The following is a 19,472-nucleotide window of genomic DNA, read 5'->3' as shown; positions in this document are numbered from 1 at the left end:
CGCCGTTCTCTCAGACGAAGCGGATGTGGCGGGCGCCGACGGCGGCGCGGCGCAGGCGGGCGCGGAGCGGGCCGTCGGTGTCGGGGGCCAGGGCCAGGCCGGCCGAGGCGGCGAGGCGGTCGGCGACCTCGGGGACGGTCAGGGCGTCGGTCCGGACGTGCTCGCCGAACCCGGCGCCGCTCAGCCGCTCCAGGCAGTGGTCCAGCCGGGCGACGGCGAAGGACTCCCGGCGCAGCGGGGCCTCCTTCCCGGCGAGCAGCTGCACGGCGCGGCCGCCGCCGCGCTCGCGCAGCCGCCGCAGCACCTGCGCGCGCTCCGCCAGCAGCGCGAAGTGCCGGACGTCGTGGCCCCGTTCGCGCAGCCGGCCGACGGTCTCGGCGAAGTGGGCGGGCTCGGTGACCGTCATCGGGACGATCACCGGGCCCCGGTGGCCGGCGAGCGTGCGGTCCAGCACCTCGAACACGCCCTGGCGCCAGGCCGGGAGGTCCCGGAAGTCGCCGCGCAGCGCCTTCGGGGTCATCCGGTGCAGGCCGAAGCCGACCTCCTCGGGGTCGCAGACGACGCTGCCGGGCAACCGCCGCCGCAACTCGTGCGCGACCTGCGTCTTGCCGCCGCCGAAGGGCCCGTTGATCCACAGGAGCATGTCCGGCACCCTACGCCCCGGGGCCGGTCCAGGTGGCGAGGAGGGTGCTCAGGGTGACGCCCGGTCCGAGGCCGAGGACCAGGCCGCGGGCGCCCGGGGGAGGGGGCGTGCGGTGGGTGCGGGCGAGGACGGAGAAGACCGTCGCGCCGCCCAGGTTGCCCTCCTCGGCCAGGACGTCCCGGGAGTGCCGCAGGAAGGCCGCGTCCACGTCGAGCAGCACCCCGAGCCGTTCCAGGATCGCCGGGCCGCCCGGGTGCAGGACCCCGAAGTCCAGCGCCCGGCCGCCGTGCCGGTCCAGCCAGTCGAGCAGGGCCGGGCCGAGGTCGGTGACCGAGCGCAGCGAGGCCCGGGTCGACGCGAAGTGGTCGCCGCGGTGGTCGGTCAGCTTGCGGTAGCGGTCGGTGGTGCGCGGGATGGTGTACTCGAAGCAGTGCTCCAGCCGCAGTCCGGGCGTGCGCCGCTCGGTGGTGACCACGGCGGCGGCGGCCGCGTCGCCCCACAGGCCCTTGTAGATCTGGTCCTCCACCGCGGTGCGGGTGTTCTGGTACATCGAGGAGAGCGACTCGGCGGCGACCACCAGCACCACGCCCGCCGGGTTCCAGGCCAGGAACCGCCGGGCCGCGATCAGCACGTGCGCGCCGCCCGCGCAGGCCAGTTGGCTCATCGGGAGGCGGCTGACGTCGGGGCGCAGGCCGAGGTTCTGCTGGAGGTGGACGTCCAGTCCGGGGACGGCGTCGCCGGTCGCGCTGGTGACGATCACGCAGTCGACCCGCTCGGGCGGCACCCCGGCGTCCGCCAGCGCCTCGGCGGCGGCGCGTTCGGCGGCGGCCAGCAGGTCGGCGAAGGTGCTGGTCTTGCGCTCGGCGGCGGTCCGCTCGGGGGAGGCGACCGTTTCGTAGGGCCGGAAGTAGCGGCGGGTGCCGGGCAGGTTGCCGAGGGCCAGCCGCACGGTCTGGGCCTGGCGCGGCGGGTAGTCCGGATTGCGGGCGAGGATGTCCTCCCGGATCCGCTCGGCCGTCACGGTGTGCGGGCCGAGGACGAGCGCCGGGCGGCTGACATGCGCGACGGGGGGAGTGGGGGGAGTGGGGGGAGTGGGGGCGGTGCTGGGCATGCGGATGGTTCCTTGCAGGCGGTGCGCGTCGGGCCCGGCCGGGCCCGGCGCGGCCACGCTACCCGTCGGCCCCGCCCCGCCCCGGGGCCGGGACCCGCGAAGCGCCTGCGCCGGTGGGGATCATTCGAGTACCATCCGTCGGGTGCCGGGCCCGGCGGGGGAGCCCGGGCCGGGGAGGCACGGCAGCGCGGCCGGAGCACGGCCGGGACCGGGGGAGCGACGGCATGGCGGGCACCGGGGCACGGACGGCGGCGGCCACCACGGCGGCCCTCCCACCCGATCCACCGCCCGCCCTGTGGCGGCAGCGGAACTTCGCGGCCCTCTGGTCCGCCCACACGGTCAGCCAGTTCGGCACCCAGCTCAGCTTCTTCGTGCTGCCCGTCCTCGCGCTCACCACCGTCGGCGCGACCCCCGGCCAGCTCGGCCTGGTCTCCGCCGCCGAGACCCTGCCGTTCCTGCTGGTCGGCCTGCCCGCGGGCGCGCTGCTCGACCGGTGGGACCGGCGGCGGGTGATGGTCGTCGCGGACGCGGGCCGGGCGGTCGCACTCGGCGCCGTCCCGCTCGGCTACGCGTTCGACGTGCTGAGCGTGCCGCTGCTCTGCGCGGTCGCCTTCGTCACCGGCCTGTTCACCGTCTTCTTCGACATCGCCGACCAGGCCTTCCTGCCCGACGTCGTCGGCCGCCGCCAGGTCGCGGCCGCCAACGGCCGCCTGGAGTTCTCCCGTTCGGCCGCCGAACTCGCCGGACCCGGCCTGTCGGGCCTGCTGCTCCAGTGGGCGACCGCCCCGCTGATCCTGCTCGCCGACGCGGCCAGCTACCTCGTCTCGGCGCTGCTCCTCGGCGCGGTCCGCCCGCCGGGGCCGGCCGCCGGGACGGCCGCACAGCCGCCCGCCGGGACGGCCCCGCAGCCGCCCGCCGCGCGCGAGCGGATGCGCACCCGGATCGCCGAGGGCCTGCGCTTCGTGCTGCGCCACCGCGCCCTGCGCTCGCTGGCGCTGGCCACCGCCGTCGCCAACCTGGCCGGGCTCGGCGGCGCGCTCAGCGCCCTGCTGCCCGCCTTCGCCCTGCGGGACCTCGGGCTCTCGCCGGGCCGGCTCGGCCTCGCGCTGACCCTCGGAAACGCCTGCGCCCTGCTCGGCGCGCTGTTCACCGCCCGGCTGGTGCGGCTGCTGGGCCTCGGTCGGCTGCTGGTGGCCGCCCGCTGCCTGCCCGGCCTCGGCGTGCTGCTGCTCGCCACGGCCGAGCCGGGCCGCGCCGTCCCCACCCTGGCGGTGGCGGCCGGGCTGATCGCCTGCGGCATCACCGCCTACAACATCGCCCAGGTCAGCCTCCGGCAGGCGGTGACCCCGGCGGCGCTGCAGGCCCGGATGAACGCCTCCGTCCGCTTCGTCGTCTGGGGCACCCTGCCGCTCGGCGCGGCCGCCGGGGGCCTGCTCGGGTCGGTGGTCGGGCTGCGCCCGGCGCTCTGGGCGGTCGCCGCGGTGGCGCTGCTCTCCGTGCTGCCGCTGCTGCTGACCCGGGACGTCCGCTCGCTGCGCGACTTCCCGGACGAGGTCGGGGATTGACGGAGCGTCAGGACAGGTAGGGCGGCCGCCCGGCCCACCAGTGGCCGGGGGCCTCGGGGGCGCGGCTGGTCCAGAACTCGATGAGGCCGGAGACGAACTCCTCGGCGGAGAGGGTGCCGTCGCCGTCCAGGTCGAGCCGGCGGAAGGCCTCGTCCGCGTCGTCGCGGGAGAGGGCGGAGAAGTGGCCGCGCTGGAAGACGAAGAACTCGCCCGCGTCCACCGTCCCGCTGCCGTCCACGTCGGCGACGGCCAGGAACGCCTCGGCGAGCGCCCCGTAGACGGTCCGTGCGGCCGCCTCGTCGTCGGCGAGCGCGCGGGTCGAGGCGACGAACTGGCGGCGGCTGATCGCGGTGGTCCCGATCGGCAGGTGGGAGACGTGCAGGTCGCGCCAGATGGCGAGGTAGGCGGTGATGATCCGCTGCTCGGCGGCCGACTCCTCGCCGTGTCCCAGTGACCGGGCCACCGCGCGGCCCATCAGCACGTGGTCGTGCTCGGTCAGCAGGCCGTCCCCGTCGGCGTCGAGGTGGTCGAACCCGTGGTTGATCCTCGCGAGCAGCAGTTCCTCGGACACGTCTCCCCCGGTTGGTCGGTCCCGGCAAGCACAGCAGAATCAGTCGCAACTCTCGGACGCAGCACGCTAACCCGCCGGGCGCCGGGTGCGCAGCCGAAGCGGCGAAGTGGCGCCCGGCGGAATCGGCGGCTCGCCGTTCAGCCCGCGTTCCGCAGTGCCGCGTCCGCCAGTCGCTCGGCCAACTCGCCGAGGGCCGATTGGAGTTGTTCGTCGGCGATGCCGTTGGCGTAGCCCTGGAAGGCGAGCGCGGCCTGGGCCTGGACGGCCGGGGTGGCGTAACCGGGGTCGATCGGGAGCGGGCCGGTGGGCGGCCAGGGGAGCGGCCAGTGCCGGGGCCACGGGACCCGGCCGTGCGGGGTGCCGCACCAGTCGTCGCCCACCTCGGCGAGGATCTGCCGCGCGTCGCCGCCGGAGACCCTCGCGGTGATGGCGGCGTTGGCCACGGCGCCGACGGTGCGGGCGACGGACAGCCGCAGCGCGGCGGCGACGGGCGGCAGCGGCTGCGGGTTCAGCCCGGCGGCGTCGCCGTCGTCGTCGGCGCGGGCCGCGAGGCGGCTGCCCAGGGCGGCGCCGTGGGCCACCTCGTGGGGGATCAGGCCGTCCCAGGCCGCGGGGTTGAGCCGGCCGACGAGCGAGACCAGGGTGACGGACCGGCGGACGAGCGTGGTCATCGGGTGACCCCTTCTCCGAGGGATGGCCGTGGGTGTGCGGCCGGTGACCGATCGTAGGCGGAGCGGTCGTGGAGAAGGGGGACCGACACCGGCGGCCGCCGCCGCCGCTCAGTGGGCGGCGGCGAGCAGCTCGCGGGTGTACTCGGTGTGCGGGGCGGCGAAGAGCCGGTCGCGGTCGGTGGACTCGACCAGCCGGCCGTGGTGCATCACGGCGACGCGGTCGCAGAAGTGGCGGACCACCGCGAGGTCGTGGGAGACGAACAGGAAGGCGACACCGAGGCGCTCGCGCAGCTCCATCAGCAGGTTGAGCACCTGCGCCTGGACCGAGACGTCCAGGGCGGAGACCGGCTCGTCGGCGATGATCAGCCGCGGTTCGGGGGCCAGCGCCCGGGCGATCCCGATCCGCTGGCGCTGGCCGCCGGAGAACTCGTGCGGGTAGCGGTCCAGGTGGGCGGCCGGCAGACCGACCTGCTCCAGCAGCTCGGCGGAGCGCTCGCGCCGCTGCCCGGCGTCGAGCGCGGTGTGCAGCCGCAGCGGGGTGTCCAGGGTCTGGGCGACGGTGCGGCGCGGGTTGAGCGAGGCGTACGGGTCCTGGAAGACCAGCTGGACCTCCTTGGCGAGCCGCCTCCGCAGGGCCCGGTCGGGCCTGGTGGCGTCCACGCCGTCGTAGCGGACGGTGCCGGCGGTGGCGGGCTGCAGGCCGGCCAGGACCCGGGAGGTGGTGGACTTGCCGGAGCCGGACTCGCCGACCAGGCCGAGCGTCTCGCCGGGCGCGATGCGCAGGCTGACGCCCTCGACCGCCCGGACCGGCCCGGGTCGGGCGCGCCCCGGCAGCGGAAGGCCGTGGCGGCCGGGGAAGTGCACGGCGAGGTCCTCGACCTCGGCCAGCCAGGGGCCGTCCGGCACCGCGGCCCGCGCGGTCCGGACGGCGGCGGCCCGGGGCGCCGGCGAGGGGTCGTCGACGGTCGGCAGCGGCGTGCCCGGGACGGAGTCCAGGGTGAGCGCGGCGCCCACCAGGGCCCTGGTGTACGGCTCGCGGGGCGCGGCCAGCAGGGTGGCGGTCGGCGCGGTCTCCACCGTCCGGCCGCCGCGCAGGACGAGCGTGCGGTCCGTGGTCCCGGCGACCACCCCGAGGTCGTGGCTGACCAGCAGCACCGCGGTGCCGTGCTCGCGCTGCAGCTCGCCCAGCAGGTCCAGCACCTGGCGCTGGACGCGGGCGTCCAGCGCGGTGGTGGGCTCGTCGGCGATCAGCACGTCGGGGTCGTTCATCAGCGCCATCGCGATCATCACCCGCTGGCGCATGCCGCCGGAGAACTGGTGCGGGTAGTCGCGCACCCGGGTGGCCGGGATGCCGACCCGGTCGAGCATCTCCGCAGCCCGCCGGCGGGCCCCGGCGCGGCCCGCGCCGGGGTGGTGCAGCCGGTACATCTCGGCGAGCTGGGCGCCGACGCCGTGGAAGGGGCTCAGCGACGTGAGGGCGTCCTGGAAGACCAGGGCCACCCGGCCGCCGCGCACCTGCCGCAGCACAGCCTCCCCGGCGCCCACCAGCTCCTGCCCGGCCAGCCGGATCGAGCCGGTGACGGTGGTGGTGCGCGGGTCGTGCAGGCCGAGCACGGCGAGCCCGGTGGCGGACTTGCCGGAGCCGGACTCGCCGACCAGGCCGAGGACCTCACCGCGGGCGAGGTCGAAGGAGAGGCCCCGCACGGCGGTGACGGGCGTACCGCCGCGCGGGTCGGCGAAGGTGACGGACAGGTCCCGGACGCTGAGCACCGGCAGGGCCGGATCGTCGGAGGGAAGGGGGGAGGGGGTCATGGCGGCGGGCTCCAGAGGGGCGGGGAGGTCAGCTGAGGCGGATGCGCGGGTCGAGCCAGGCCACCACGAGGTCGGCCAGCGCGACGAACAGCACGACGAAGCAGGCGGCCAGCAGGACGGCGCCGACCACGGCCGGCAGGTCCTGCCCCTCGACGGCCTCGATGGCGAACCGGCCGACGCCGTTCAGCCCGAACACCGTCTCGGTGATCACCGCGCCGCCGAGCAGCGCGCCCGCCTCCAGGCCGAGCAGCTGCACCAGCGGGCCGGCGGCGCCGCGCGAGGTGTACTTGAGATGGGCGCGCAGCCGCCCGAGGCCCTTGCCGCGGGCCGTGCGGACGTACTCCTCGTCCATCGTCTCCAGCAGCTGGGAGCGCGACAGCCGGGCGAACACCGCGGAGTTGACGAAGCCGAGGACGAGCCAGGGCAGCAGCATGCCGCCCGCCCAGGCGGCCGGGTCGGTGGCCGGCGGGGTGTAGGAGGGCAGCGGCAGCAGTCCGGTGGTGTAGACCAGCCCCCACTGGGCGACGTAGCCGAGGAAGTAGATCTGCACGCTGGCGCCGATCAGGGTGAAGCCGGAGAGCAGCTTGTCGGTGCGGGTGCCGTGCCGCAGCGCGGCGACGAAGCCGGTGCCGAGCCCGAACAGGACCAGGACGGCCAGCGCGCCCGCCGCCAGCGAGACGGTGACCGGCAGGTGGTCGGTCAGCGCCTCGGTGACCGGCTGGTGCAGCCGGTAGGAGTAGCCGAGGCACGGGGCGTCGCAGTGGATCGTGGTGCCGTCCACGTCCTGGACGTCCCGGCCGGCGACGATCCCGGTGAGGTAGTCGGTGTACTGGGCGAGCAGCGGCTGGTCCAGGCCCATGCTCGTGCGGACCGCCGCGACCTGGCCGGTGTCGCAGCGCGGGCCGCAGGCGGCCCGGGCGGGGTCGGCGGGGCCGGCGTAGAAGAGGGCGAAGGCGGCGGCGGAGACCGCGGCCAGGACGGCGAGCGCCTGGAGGATCCGCCGCAGGGCGAAGGAGAGCATGGTGGCCGGTCCGGGTTCGGGGGTGTCGGGTCGGCGGGCCCGCCGCGCGCACCGGGCGGCGCGCGCGGCGGGTCCACCGGGGACTTCGGGTCAGGACTTGAGGAACAGCCAGGCGGGGCTGACCGTCCCGTAGATCGGGTGGATGAACGCGCCGCCGACGTTGGAGCCGCGCAGCTGGTTCACCGTCGGGTAGCTGAACGGCAGCACCGGCAGGTCCTTCATCACCGTCTGCTCCAGCGCGTACAGCTCCTTGGCCTTGGCGCGCGGCTCGCCGATCTGGTTGATCCGGTCGATCTCCTTGTCCACCTCGGGGTTGCGGTAGCGGGCCGAGTTGAGGTCGGTGCCGGCGCGGCCGTCGAAGGAGAACGGGATCAGGGTGGAGGGCGTCGGCCAGTCGACCGAGCTGGTCTCCTCCCACAGGTCGTACGGGGAGTCGGCGCGGTGCGCCTCGTCCAGCAGCGCCTTGGGATCGATCGGCTTGGGCACCACGGTGATGCCGGCCTTGGCGAAGCCGTCGACCAGCACCTGGGCGACCCGCTGCCCGTTGGGGGTGTTGGCGTACGCGTAGGTGAGCGGGCCGGGCGCCTGCTTGGCCTTGGCCAGCGCGGCCTTGGCGGCCTCCGGGTCGCCCTCGGGCTTGGCCGGGTTGAGGTCGTACTTCTGCCAGTCCAGCAGGGCGGGCGAGCTGAGCGTGCTGGCGAGCTCGCCGGACCGGGCGCCGCCCTGGACCTGGCGGGCCTGCTGGCGGGGGTAGGCCAGGTTGAGGGCCTTGCGGACCTCGGCGTCGGCCACCCGCTCGTTGTTGACCATGAGGTAGGTGACGAAGGCGCCCTGGCGCCCGGAGACGACCAGCTCCTGGGCCTTCGGGTCGGTGTCCACCGTCTGGTACAGCTCGGGGGAGAGCAGGGTCGCCGCCGTGGTGGCGTTGGCGCCGCCGTCGCGCCCGGAGAGGATCTCCTGGTTGATGTTGAGCGCCTCCTTCCCGAAGGTGAAGACGAACTTCTCCGGGTACTGGCTGCGGATCGGGTCGGTCTCCGGCTTCCAGTGCGGGTTGCGCTCCAGCACCATGCGGGTGTTCTGGACGTGCTCGACGATCCGGTACGGGCCGGTCGCGAACGGCTGGCGGTCGTAGTCGGTGCCGGTGTCCTTGTCCTGGCGCACCGGCGAGGAGGAGGACTGCGCGGCCATGTACGGCACGTCGGCCTGCGGCTGCGGGAAGTGGAAGACCAGCGTGCGCTCGTCCGGCGTCTCGATCGCGGCGAGGTCGCCGTCCTGCGGGCCGCCGTACTTCTTGCGGGCGTCCTCGTAGCTGGCCTCGCCGGTGAGCCACTGCGGCCAGTACGGCGGGCCGACCTCGTAGCCCTTGCCGAAGGAGCGCTCGATGCCGTACTTGACCTGCTGGGAGGTGATCGGCTGGCCGTCCTCCCAGGCCACGCCCGCCTTCAGCTTGTACGTCCAGGTGCGGCCGCCGTCGGCGGCGGTGCCGGTGTCGGTGGCGAGGTCGCCGACCAGCTTGGCCTTGCCGTCGACCACCTGGTACTGGGTCAGCTGGCGGCCCCAGAGCAGCGAGGTGTTGTACGTGGCGCCCGCGTACACCTTCTGCGGGTCGAGGTGGCGGAAGTCGGTGGCGTTGTAGATGTTCACCGTGCCGCCCTGGCGGGCGCCGGCGACGGCCGGGGCCGGGCCGGCGCTCTCCTGCTCGCTGCCGAGCGCGGCGGTCAGCGGCGAGGTGTCCCTGCTCGCCCCGCCGGGGCCGGCGGGGGAGGAGGTGGAGCTCGCGCCGGCCGAGCAGGACGTCGCCAGCAGGGCGGTCGCGAGGACGGCGAGGGACGGTCTGATCCAGCGCATGGCGAATCTCTCCTTGGCCCGGGGGCTCCGGGGTCGGGTCGGGTGGTGCGGTGAAGGTGAACCGCGGGAAGGGGGAAGGTCTCAGCGGGCGGCGCGCGGGTCCAGGGCGTCCCGGACGGCGTCGCCGAGCAGGTTGAAGGCGAGCACGAACAGCAGCAGCGCGACGCCGGGGAAGAACATGTACGTCGGATCGGCCTGGAAGACCTCGGAGCCGCGGGAGATCATCCGGCCCCAGTCCGGGACCGGCTCGTTGATGCCCACGCCGAGGAAGGACAGCACCGCCTCGGAGGCGACGAAGGTCGGCACCGCCATGGTGGCGTGCACCAGCAGCTGCGCCCGGACATTCGGCAGGAGTTCACGGAAAACGATGTGGAATCCGCTCGCGCCCATCGCCCGGGCGGACTGCACGAAATCCCTTTCCCGGAGCGACCGGACGGTGGCCCGCAGGGAAAGCGCGAGCGGAATCCAGCCGAACGCGGAGAAGACCAGGACGAGCACCAGGAACTGCATCCACGCCGGTTCCGCGGTACCCGGGTCGACCAGTCGGGACTGGATCACCGGGCTGAGCGCGAGCAGCAGGAGCAGTGTCGGGAAGGCCAGCAGGACGTTCGACAGGAATCCGAAGAGCCGGTCGGTGATCCCGCCGAGGTAGCCCACCGCGACCCCGGCCAGCACCCCGAGGGTGGTGGTCACGGCGGCCGAGAGGAAGGCGATCAGCAGCGAGGTGCGGATGCCGTACAGCAGCTGGGTGAACACGTCCCGCCCCAGGCCGGGCTCCAGGCCGAACCAGAACTCCCCGGAGATGCCGCCGTTCGGCGCGATCGGCAGGCCGCCGTCGCTGAGCAGGCCGGGCGTGTTCTGGCCGTAGTGCTCGGTGGGGTTCCTGCCGTACAGCGCGGCGATCAGCGGGGCCGCCAGGGCGAGCAGCAGGAAGAGCGCCACGACGCCGAGCGCGACGGCCCCGGTGCGGTCGCGGCAGACGCGGCGCAGCAGGCTCTTCGGGGCGGGCGCCGGCGACGGCGCCGGGGCGTCCGGTGCTGCGACTTGTTCGACCACTGCCATGAGAGGCGTACTCCCCGAATTCCTTGCCGCCCCGTGGGTGAGGGTGCGTCGACGTGCATTTCCGATCGGCCGCTCCGGGGGTTTCCAGGAAGGCCGACCGGCGTCATCAGATCGGATGGCGGGGAGTTTTCGCAAATCATTCCGAGGGTGCCAGCGGAGTGGTTCGGGTGCTTTGTTTCGGGAATGGTGACGGCTTCATTCCGCCGCAATACTGCTGTAGCAGTAGAACGGACATACATGGACAAAGGGAGTGTCATGTCCGCAGTCGTCCCGCATGGTGAGATCTCCACCACAGACCGCCCGGCATTGGTACGATTCCGGCGGGCCGCGACTGGCGCGCACGGATGGAATCGACCATCGGGAAGCGGCCCCGTGCCGAATCACGACGCAGTTGCCGAGCGCCTGGGCCTCCCGACCTCCCCACCAGGAGACCGCCATGGCCCCGCAGCCGCACACGGCCGCCACCCCCACCGCCAACACCGCCTTCCGCTCCGCCCTCGACGTGGTCCGCGAGGTCGAGCCGCGGATCGCCGCCGCCATCGGCCAGGAGATCGACGACCAGCGCGCCTCGCTCAAGCTCATCGCCAGCGAGAACTACGCCTCCCCGGCCGTCCTGCTCGCCATGGGCAACTGGCTCAGCGACAAGTACGCCGAGGGCACCGCCGGCCGCCGCTTCTACGCCGGCTGCCGCAACGTCGACACCGTCGAGACCATCGCCGCCGAGCACGCCCGGGCCCTGTTCGGCGCCGACCACGCCTACGTCCAGCCGCACTCCGGCATCGACGCCAACCTCACCGCCTTCTGGGCCGTCCTCTCCCAGCGGGTCGAGAGCCCCGCCCTGGAGCGCGCCGCGGTCCGCAACGTCAACGACCTCACCGAGCAGGACTGGGCGCGGCTGCGCCAGGAGCTGGGCAACCAGCGGATGCTCGGCATGTCCCTGGACACCGGCGGCCACCTCACCCACGGCTTCCGCCCCAACATCTCCGGCAAGATGTTCGACCAGCGCAGCTACGGCACCGACCCGGCCACCGGCCTGATCGACTACGCCGCGCTGCGCGCCACCGCCCGCGAGTTCCGCCCGCTGATCCTGGTGGCCGGCTACTCCGCCTACCCGCGGCTGGTGGACTTCGCGAAGATGCGCGAGATCGCCGACGAGGTCGGCGCCACCCTGATGGTCGACATGGCGCACTTCGCCGGCCTGGTCGCGGGCAAGGTGCTGACCGGCGACTTCGACCCGGTGCCGCACGCCGACATCGTCACCACGACCACCCACAAGTCGCTGCGCGGCCCGCGCGGCGGCGCGGTGCTCTGCACCTCCGCGCTCGCCGAGCACGTCGACCGCGGCTGCCCGCTGGTGCTCGGCGGCCCGCTCTCGCACGTCATGGCCGCCAAGGCGGTCGCCTTCGCTGAGGCCCGCCGCCCCGAGTTCCGCGACTACGCCCGGCAGGTCGTCGACAACGCGCAGGCGCTCGCCGAGGGCCTGCTGCGCCGCGGCGGCACCCTCGTCACCGGCGGCACCGACAACCACCTGGTGCTCGCCGACGTCTCCGGGTACGGCCTGACCGGCCGTCAGGCCGAGGCCGCGCTGCTCGACTCCGGCGTCGTCACCAACCGCAACTCCGTCCCGCAGGACCCGAACGGCGCCTGGTACACCTCCGGCGTGCGGATCGGCACCCCGGCGCTCACCACCCGCGGCCTCGGCACCGCCGAGATGGACGAGATCGCCGGCCTCATCGACACCGTGCTGCGCGCCACCGCCCCGGCGGCCACCGCCTCCGGTGCCCCGTCCAAGGCCCAGTACGCCCTGGACCCGGCGGTCGCCGAGGGCGTCGCCAAGCGCGCCGCCGACCTGCTCGCCGGCTTCCCGCTCTACCCGGGCGTCGACCTGGCCTGACGCGCCGCGCCGCTCCGGCGCCGCTCCGGCGCCGTTCCTCCTCCGCCGCCGCCCGGCCGGGTCCCTCCGGCCGGGCGGCGGCGCGGCCGCGTCGGTCAGTACTGCAGCGACTTGGACTGCAGGAACTCCTCCAGGCCGGGCCGGCCCAGTTCGCGGCCGAGGCCCGAGTTCTTGTAGCCGCCGAACGGCGCGAGGGGGTTGAAGCGTCCGCCGTTGAGGTCGATCTGCCCGGCGTCCAGCCGGCGGGCGAAGCGGGCGGCGGTGTCGGTGTCGGCCGCCCAGACCCCGCCGGCCAGGCCGTACTCGGTGGCGTTCGCCAGCTCGGCGGCGTGGTCCTCGTCCTCGTACGCCAGGACGGCCAGCACCGGCCCGAACACCTCCTCTCGGGCCACCGCCATGTCGGGGGTGACATCGGCGAGCACGGTCGGGCGGACGTAGAAGCCGGTCGCGAGGCCGTCCGGGGCCTCGGCGCCGCCGGTCACCAGGCGCGCGCCCTCGGCGAGCGCGCCGTTGATGTGGTCCCGCACCCGCTCGCGCTGGCGGGCGTTGACCAGCGGACCGATCCGGGTCTGCGGGTCCGCCGGATCGCCCGGGACGTACTTGGCGGCCGCCTTCGCGGTGAGCGCCACGGCCTCGTCGTACTGGTCGCGGTGGACCAGCAGCCTGGTCCACGCGCTGCAGGTCTGGCCGGCGTTGGCGAACACGTTGGCGACGTTGACGTTCACCGCGCGGGCCAGGTCGGCGCCCGGCAGCACCACGTTGGCGGACTTGCCGCCCAGCTCCAGCGACACCCGCTTGATGCCGCGCCCGGCCGTCTCGGCGACCGTCCGCCCGACCGCCGTCGAGCCGGTGAACGACACCACGTCCACGTCCGGGTGGGCGGCCAGCGCCGCGCCCGCCACCGCGCCCGTCCCCGTCACCAGGTTGAACACCCCGGCGGGGAAGCCCGCCGCGTCGACCAGCCGGGCGAACAGCCGGGCCACCAGCGGGGTGTCCTCGGCCGGCTTGAGGACCACCGGACAGCCGGCCGCCAGCGCGGGCACCACCTTGGCGGTGATCTGGTGCAGCGGGTAGTTCCACGGCGTGATCGCCGCGACCACCCCGGCGGGCTCGGCGTGCACCACCGAGTTGCCGATCCGCTCCTCGAAGGGGTAGCGGGCCAGCAGCTCCAGGTAGGTCTCGGTGATCGTCAGCGGCAGCGTGGCCTGCACGGCGGTGGCGAAGGCGATCGGCGCGCCCAGCTCGGCCGACACGGTGGCGGCGATCTCCTCCTGGTGCGCGGCCAGGCCGTCCCGCAGCCGGGTCAGCGGCACCAGCCGCTCGGCGGCGGTGGTCGCCCCCCAGCCGCGGGCCGCCCGGCGGGCCGCCGCGACGGCGGCGTCGACGTCCGCCGCGCCACCGGCCGGGACGGTGGCGAGCAGGCGCTCGGTCGCCGGGTCCAGCACCGGGATCGACCCCTGGTCGAGGGCGGGCCGCCAGGCGCCGTCGATGTACTGGTCCGTGTACTCGGCGTACCCCTCGGCCCGCTCCGTGTCGCCCGCCATGCGCTGCCCCTTCACGTGGAATCCGCTGCTCGCGGTGCCCTTGTGGCCCGTCGTAGGGCCGGCCCCGGATCAGTCATACGGTGCGCGCCCCGGGGGACGCAAGGCCCGACCCGCCCCGCGCGCCGACGTGCTACCGGGGCGCCGCCGGAGTGCCACCGGAGCGCTGTCGGGGCGCTGCCGGGGCGCGAACCGGCCCGTGTGCGCGGCGAACGGCTCGATGCCGACGGCGGCGCGCCGCTCGTCCGGGCGCTCCGGCTCCTCGCGCGGCCACGGCACCGGTCGGCCGTCCACCACCGCGCCGATCCGGGTGCCGGAGCGCTGCTCGCGGCCCTCGTCGACGGCGGGCCGGGCCGTCGGGAAGGCCGGCGCGCGGGCGCGCGCCGCGGTGTCCGCCGCCACCGCCACCACCGCCGCCGCCGTCATCGGCTCCACCGCCCGGCGCCGGACGTCGAGTTGACGGTCCGCGTGCTGGCCTGGGCTGGGGGACCGGCCGGGCGGCGCGCGCGGCGTCCGGGCCGACCGCCGCCTCGGTGGGCCGGCCGTGCTCGGCCATCCGGAGCAACTCCCGGCCGGGTCCGTGTCCGTCCTCGGTCCTGCTCCCCTTCGATCCGGCCGCCCCGGGCGGGCGGGCCGGAACTCCGGCGGGCGGCTCCGGACGGGTGAAGATCGTTTTCTGTGATGATGACAAATCGGCTGGTCCGACGGCAGGATGAACGAAGCGCCCTCCGTTCGAGGCGGGCCGCGCTCAAGTCCGCCCACATCCGGCCGGGCGGCGACACTCTTTCCGCCGACTTCCACCGACTTCGCCCAAGTCCGCTCGGCGGCGCGCGGGTTGCGGCGAACCCGGGCACTTCGGACTACCGTTGGCCACAGGTCAGGTTCTGTTCACGTGCCCGCGGCACCCCTGCCCCTCCCGGCCCGGAGATCCTGCCCATGGTCGTTCGTACCGACTTAGGAGCCGCCTCGTGACCGACGCCGCACTCAGTGCCGACCCCCAGCAGCCGGCGGAACCGGCGGTGCTCGACGACGTGCCCGGCTGGTTCTGGGAGCACGACCGCCACCTCTTCGACTGGTTCCTCGGCCGCCAGGAGAAGGCCGGCCTCTCCGGCGACCTCCTGGAGATGGGCGCCTACCTGGGCCGCAGCGCGATCGTCATCGGGGAGCACCTCCAGGCGGGCGAGACCTTCACGGTCTGCGACCTCTTCGACTCGGACGCCCCGGACGACGACAACGCCGCCGAGATGGACATGTCCTACCGCAGGACGCTGACCCGCACCGCCTTCGAGACCAACTACCTGGCCTTCCACGACCGGCTGCCGGAGATCGTCCAGGACTCCACCTCGGCCCTGGCCGGCGGCCGCGTCCCGCCCGGCGCGTTCCGGTTCGTCCACATCGACGCCTCGCACCTCTTCGAGCACGTGGCCGGCGACCTCCGGGTCGCCCGTACCGCGCTCGCCCCGGAAGGCGTCGTGGTCCTGGACGACTACCGCTCCGCCCACACCCCGGGCGTCGCCGCCGCCACCTGGGAGGCGGTGTTCACCCACGGCCTGCGGCCCATCGTGCTCACCGACACCAAGTTCTACGCCACCTGGGGCGACCCGGAACCTGCCCAGCTCGACCTGCTGGCCCGCCGCGGCACCCTGCCGCGGTGCGACATGACCAACGAGCTGATCGCCGACCACCGGGTCGTCCGGATCGGCGGCAGTGACGAGGGCGCCGAGCCGTTCCGGGTCTCCCGCCACCACGCCCGGCTGACCGTCGAAGCCGAACGCCGCGACCTCGCCCGGGCCGCCGAGGAAGCCCTGCGCGGCGCGGAGCACGAGCGCGACGAGGCCCTCCGCGACCTCGCCGCCCGCCGCGCCCGCGCCGCCGAGCACCGCCGCCCGGCCAACGTCGCCAAGCGGGCGGTACGCGACCTGCTCCCGCCCGTGCTCACCTCAGCCATCCGCCGGGCCCGGCGCGGCTGATATCGGCCCGGTGGTGCCGTGCCCGCCGTGCCCTCCGTGGCGGACGGCGGACCCCGCTGCCCAGGGCCCGCCGTGGCGGACGGCCGGCCCGGTGGTGCCGTGCCCGCCGTGCGCTCCGTGGCGGACGGCCTGACCCGGTGGGGCTGCGTCGTCGCGGGCCGCGGCGGTCACACGAACGACGGCCAGCGGTTGGCGGCCCACTCCCGCCAGCCCGCCCAGCCGGGCGGCGGGCCGGCCGGGCCGAGGCCCGCGAGCTCCGCCGCGTCGGGCTCCTCGAAGTGCGCCCGCCCGTGCAGGATGTCGGCCTCGGACATGGGCAGCGTCTCCTCGGGAGTGGTCGCCCGGCGACGGGCGATACGCGCGCGTTGGGTCGCGTCGTCCACCGGCAGGTAGACCATGCGGAAGCACGCGTCCTCGGCCTCCGCCAGCCAGCGGATCGCCGACCGTTCGTCCCGCGACCAGCAGCCGTAGTCCACGACGACATCGGTGCCCAGCCTGACCGCTTCCAGGGCGAGCCAGAGCATGCGTCCTTCCAGCACGTCGCGCTTCCCGTCCGCCTCCGCCGCGCCGAACAGGGGAATCATCCAGTCGTCGGGTGTCAGGCGCAGCGCGCCGTGCTCCGCAGCGAGCTGCCGGGCCCTCGTGGTCTTGCCGGCCCCCGGCAGGCCGACCATCAGGAACAACGTGGTCACACCCGGATCGTGGCAGGGAACCCGGTCGGACGGCCACCGCTCTGTCCGCCCGGCCACGGACCGAGCCGCAGTCGGACGGAGGCCGCGGTGACGGTGCCGTGGACGACGACGTGGGTGCGCTCGTGGTGGTGCGTGGCCACGGCGCGGTCGACGGCCGGCCCGCTGGTCCTTCGGCTCCGGGATGGTGCTGCTCCATCGGGGCGGGTGCGCGGATGCCCGCCGTCGAGGCGCTCGACCCGGATGCGTTCGTGGGCCGTGAACTCTCCGCTGTCGGGGTGCGCGGTCGGCGTGCCTCCGCCGCCGGCGTCGTGCCGGTCGCTGCCGGCGGTCGCTGCCGGGGCCCCAGGAGCATCGAAAGCGGTACTGCTGAGGGTCGGAAGAATGCGCTTTTCCGACTCCTCCCGTCCGGCCGAGGATGGCAGCGAACCAGCCCGCCGGGAGGAATCCGTGTCGTCTGTCTCGCCCGCCGCCCAGTCGCCCGCCGACGCCCGTTCCGCGGCCAAGCCGCCCGTCGATCCCGGGCTGCTGCCGCTCACCGCCGAGGAGGGCCCCGGTGGGCTCGCCGTCGGCGGGGTACCGCTGACGGAGCTCGCCCGCCGGTTCGGCACCCCGCTCTTCGTCTACGACGAGGAGCACCTGCGCCGCCGCTGCCGGGAGGCCGTCGCCGCCTTCGGCCCGGGCAACGTCGCCTACGCCTCGAAGGCGTTCCTCTGCACCGCGATGGCCCGGCTCGCCGCCGAGGAGGGCCTGCTGCTCGACGTCGCCTCCGGCGGCGAGCTGCGCACCGCCCTGCACGCCGGGGTCTCCCCGGAGCGGATCGTGCTGCACGGCAACAACAAGAGCGAGGCCGAACTGCACACCGCGCTCAGCGTCGGCCTGCGGCACGTCGTGGTCGACAGCTTCGACGAACTGGACCGGATCGAGCGCCTGGTCGCCGAGGAGGGCCTGCCGCCGGCCCGCGTCCAGCTGCGGGTGGCGCCGGGGGTCGCGGCGGGCGCCCACGAGGCGATCCGCACCGGCGGGCACGATTCCAAGTTCGGTTTCGGCCTGGCCGACGGCGCCGCCGAGGCCGCCGTCCGGCGGGCCGCCGCCTCGTCGGCCGTCCGGCTGGAGGGCGTGCACGCGCACGTCGGCTCGCAGGTGCTGGACCCGGCCGAACTCGCCGACGGCGCCGCCGCCGTGGCGCGGTTCGCGGTGGACTCCGGGGTGGCCCGGCTGACGGTGGGCGGCGGACTGGGCGTGGCGTACCTGGCTGGCCAGAGCGCGCCGACCTTCGCGGTGTGGGCGGAGCGGGTCCGGACGGCCGTCCGAGGGGCCGGCTGGACCGGGGAGATCGGCGTCGAGCCGGGGCGTTCGATCACCGCCCGGGCCGGGATGACCCTCTACCGGGTGGGCACGGTCAAGCGGATCGCCGGCGTGCGGACGTACGTGAGCGTCGACGGCGGGATGAGCGACAACCTCCGCCCCGCCCTGTACGGCGCGCGCTACGAGGCGTTCCTGCCGCGCTGCCCGCAGGAGCCCCGGCCGCTGCGGGCCCGCCTGGTCGGCAAGCACTGCGAGAGCGGGGACGTCATCATCGACGACGCCGCCCTCCCGGCCGACCTGCGGATCGGCGACGTGCTCGCCACCCCGGTCACCGGTGCGTACGGGTACGCGATGGCGTCGAACTACAACAAGCTGCCGCGCCCGGCCGTGGTCTTCGTCCGGGACGGCGACGCCCGGGTGGTGGTGCGCCGGGAGACCGAGGACGACCTGCTCCGGCTCGACGTCGACCCCGACGGTGACGGTGACGGCCCGGCCGAAGCCCTGGGGCGGGTCCCGGCCGCCTGGCGGCAGACCGCCGACGCGTGACCGCTGACTGCTGACCGCTGACCTTGCCGAATATGTAGACCGGTCTACCTTCTACGCCTCCTCCCGAGAAGGAATAGGTAGACCGGTCTACTTTTTCCCCACGCCGAATATGCAGACCGGTCTACTGAATCGAGAAGAATCGACCGACCGGTCTACAGAGTCGCCCTCCGCCCCTGACCAGCCACGATGACCTACCCTGGCCCGATGCTGAACAGCGCCCGTCTGCTCGTCCTGCTGGAGATCGCCCGCCGGGGCACCATCGTGGCCGCGGCGCAGGCGCTGCACCTGAGCCCGTCCGCCGTCTCCCACCAGCTCGCCCGCCTCGAACAGGAGCTGGGCGTCGCGCTGGTCGAGCGTCAGCCCCAGTCCCTGCGGCTGACCCCGGCGGGCGTCCGGCTGGCCGAACACGCCCAGGCGATCGCCGACCTCATGGCCGTCGCCCAGGACGACCTGCGCGCCCACTCCGAGGGCACGGCGGGCGTGCTACGCCTGGGCTTCTTCGCCTCGGCCGGCCTCGACCTGCTGCCCCGCGCGCTCACCGCCTTCTCGGCCCGGCACCCGCAGGTCGAACTCGAACTCATCATGGGCCAGCCGCACGAGCTGCTCCCCGACCTCGAAGCCGGCCGCCTGGACGCCGCCGTGGTCTTCGAGCACCCGCTCGACCCGTGGATCCGGCAGGCCGGCCGCCAAGGCACCGCCGAGGTCGAACTCTACTTCGACGAGCCGCAGTTGGTGATCGTGCCGCTGCGCCACCGGCTCGGGCGGCGCACCCTGGTCCGGCTCGCCGAACTCGACGGCGAGAGCTGGATCGGCACCCACGGCGGTTCGACCGGCGAGCCGGTGCTGGAACGTGCCTGCGCCGCCGAGGGGTTCCGCCCCCGGGTGCGCTGCCGCAGCGACCACTACCAGGTGACGATCAACCTCGCCCGGGCCGGTATGGGCGTCGCACTGATCCCGGCCCTCGGCCTGGCCGACAGCGCCGGTGTGCACGTCTGCCGCCTGGACCACCCGCAGCTGCACCGCCGGATCGGCGTGGCCACCCGGGCCACCAACCGCAACCCGGCCGTCCGCGCTTTCCTCACGGAACTGCGGGCGGCCGCCGGCGAGGTCCGGTCCCTGCTCGAACTGCAGTGGTCCTGACCTCCCCGGCGGCCGCCCGCCATCCGCTCGTCGCCCGCCACCCGCCGCCCGCCACCCGTCGCCCGCCATCCGCTCGGCCG

The 19,472-nt window shown here is 74.9% G+C and carries 16 protein-coding genes and 1 riboswitch; of the genes, 5 read left to right on the top strand and 11 right to left on the bottom strand.

What is annotated here, in order from left to right; all coding sequences use genetic code 11:
• Nucleotides 1–10: 10 nt before the first annotated feature.
• Together ACFC0B_RS12380 and ACFC0B_RS12375 are read right to left on the bottom strand one after the other, a co-directional pair.
• A complete protein-coding gene (locus tag ACFC0B_RS12380; RefSeq protein ID WP_376085259.1) occupies nucleotides 11–643 on the bottom strand; it encodes an AAA family ATPase in 633 nt (210 codons plus the stop codon).
• 10 nt (nucleotides 644–653) lie between these two features.
• Nucleotides 654–1,754, bottom strand: a complete 1,101-nt coding sequence (locus ACFC0B_RS12375; RefSeq protein ID WP_376085257.1) for a PhlD — start codon at nucleotides 1,752–1,754, stop codon at nucleotides 654–656.
• Between the two features lie 224 nt (nucleotides 1,755–1,978).
• Here ACFC0B_RS12375 and ACFC0B_RS12370 point away from each other — a divergent pair, with 224 nt between their 5' ends.
• Nucleotides 1,979–3,319: an MFS transporter gene (locus ACFC0B_RS12370; RefSeq protein WP_376085255.1), complete on the top strand. Its 1,341-nt coding sequence runs from the start codon at nucleotides 1,979–1,981 to the stop codon at nucleotides 3,317–3,319.
• A gap of 7 nt (nucleotides 3,320–3,326) precedes the next feature.
• On the opposite strand, the gene ACFC0B_RS12365 is transcribed toward ACFC0B_RS12370, so the two are convergent.
• From ACFC0B_RS12365 to ACFC0B_RS12340, 6 genes are all read right to left on the bottom strand, one after another.
• Entirely contained in the window at nucleotides 3,327–3,890 is a 564-nt protein-coding gene (locus ACFC0B_RS12365) for an EF-hand domain-containing protein (protein WP_376085253.1), read from the bottom strand.
• Nucleotides 3,891–4,027: 137 nt separating this feature from the next.
• Nucleotides 4,028–4,561, bottom strand: coding sequence for a hypothetical protein (locus tag ACFC0B_RS12360; RefSeq protein WP_376085251.1), 534 nt, complete (start codon nucleotides 4,559–4,561; stop codon nucleotides 4,028–4,030).
• 108 nt (nucleotides 4,562–4,669) lie between these two features.
• Nucleotides 4,670–6,373 carry a dipeptide ABC transporter ATP-binding protein gene (locus tag ACFC0B_RS12355; RefSeq protein ID WP_376085250.1) on the bottom strand — a complete coding sequence of 568 codons (1,704 nt, stop codon included), beginning with the start codon at nucleotides 6,371–6,373 and terminating at the stop codon, nucleotides 4,670–4,672.
• A 28-nt stretch (nucleotides 6,374–6,401) separates the two neighbouring features.
• Nucleotides 6,402–7,394 carry an ABC transporter permease gene (locus ACFC0B_RS12350; RefSeq protein ID WP_376085248.1) on the bottom strand — a complete coding sequence of 331 codons (993 nt, stop codon included), beginning with the start codon at nucleotides 7,392–7,394 and terminating at the stop codon, nucleotides 6,402–6,404.
• A 90-nt stretch (nucleotides 7,395–7,484) separates the two neighbouring features.
• Nucleotides 7,485–9,242: an ABC transporter substrate-binding protein gene (locus ACFC0B_RS12345; protein ID WP_376085246.1), complete on the bottom strand. Its 1,758-nt coding sequence runs from the start codon at nucleotides 9,240–9,242 to the stop codon at nucleotides 7,485–7,487.
• A gap of 81 nt (nucleotides 9,243–9,323) precedes the next feature.
• Nucleotides 9,324–10,304: an ABC transporter permease gene (locus ACFC0B_RS12340; protein WP_376085244.1), complete on the bottom strand. Its 981-nt coding sequence runs from the start codon at nucleotides 10,302–10,304 to the stop codon at nucleotides 9,324–9,326.
• Nucleotides 10,305–10,621: 317 nt separating this feature from the next.
• Nucleotides 10,622–10,719, top strand: a riboswitch (ZMP/ZTP riboswitch).
• Nucleotides 10,720–10,740: 21 nt separating this feature from the next.
• On the opposite strand from ACFC0B_RS12340, the gene ACFC0B_RS12335 reads away from it, so the two are divergent.
• Nucleotides 10,741–12,198, top strand: a complete 1,458-nt coding sequence (locus ACFC0B_RS12335) for a glycine hydroxymethyltransferase (RefSeq protein ID WP_376085242.1) — start codon at nucleotides 10,741–10,743, stop codon at nucleotides 12,196–12,198.
• A gap of 95 nt (nucleotides 12,199–12,293) precedes the next feature.
• Here the strand turns inward: ACFC0B_RS12335 and ACFC0B_RS12330 are convergent, their stop codons facing one another.
• Complete coding sequence (locus tag ACFC0B_RS12330) at nucleotides 12,294–13,742, bottom strand: aldehyde dehydrogenase family protein (RefSeq protein WP_376085240.1); 1,449 nt, start codon at nucleotides 13,740–13,742, stop codon at nucleotides 12,294–12,296.
• Between the two features lie 69 nt (nucleotides 13,743–13,811).
• On the bottom strand, nucleotides 13,812–14,165 hold the full coding sequence (locus ACFC0B_RS12325; protein WP_376085238.1) for a hypothetical protein: 354 nt from the start codon (nucleotides 14,163–14,165) through the stop codon (nucleotides 13,812–13,814).
• A gap of 542 nt (nucleotides 14,166–14,707) precedes the next feature.
• On the opposite strand from ACFC0B_RS12325, the gene ACFC0B_RS12320 reads away from it, so the two are divergent.
• Nucleotides 14,708–15,709, top strand: a complete 1,002-nt coding sequence (locus ACFC0B_RS12320; protein ID WP_376085236.1) for a class I SAM-dependent methyltransferase — start codon at nucleotides 14,708–14,710, stop codon at nucleotides 15,707–15,709.
• 167 nt (nucleotides 15,710–15,876) lie between these two features.
• Here the strand turns inward: ACFC0B_RS12320 and ACFC0B_RS12315 are convergent, their stop codons facing one another.
• Nucleotides 15,877–16,401, bottom strand: a complete 525-nt coding sequence (locus ACFC0B_RS12315; RefSeq protein WP_376085234.1) for an AAA family ATPase — start codon at nucleotides 16,399–16,401, stop codon at nucleotides 15,877–15,879.
• A gap of 447 nt (nucleotides 16,402–16,848) precedes the next feature.
• Between ACFC0B_RS12315 and lysA the strand changes: the two genes are divergently transcribed.
• Nucleotides 16,849–18,252 (top strand): diaminopimelate decarboxylase, encoded by a 1,404-nt coding sequence (gene lysA / locus ACFC0B_RS12310; protein WP_376085232.1) that lies wholly within the window; start codon nucleotides 16,849–16,851, stop codon nucleotides 18,250–18,252.
• Nucleotides 18,253–18,456: 204 nt separating this feature from the next.
• Nucleotides 18,457–19,392 (top strand): LysR family transcriptional regulator, encoded by a 936-nt coding sequence (locus tag ACFC0B_RS12305; protein WP_376085230.1) that lies wholly within the window; start codon nucleotides 18,457–18,459, stop codon nucleotides 19,390–19,392.
• Nucleotides 19,393–19,472 lie beyond the last annotated feature (80 nt).

The sequence above is a fragment of the Kitasatospora sp. NPDC056184 genome (genome assembly GCF_042268405.1).
In the GTDB taxonomy this organism is placed as follows: Bacteria; Actinomycetota; Actinomycetes; order Streptomycetales; family Streptomycetaceae; genus Kitasatospora.
Note: the sequence above shows the minus strand (reverse complement) of the source record. Positions and strands in the feature narration are given on the sequence as shown.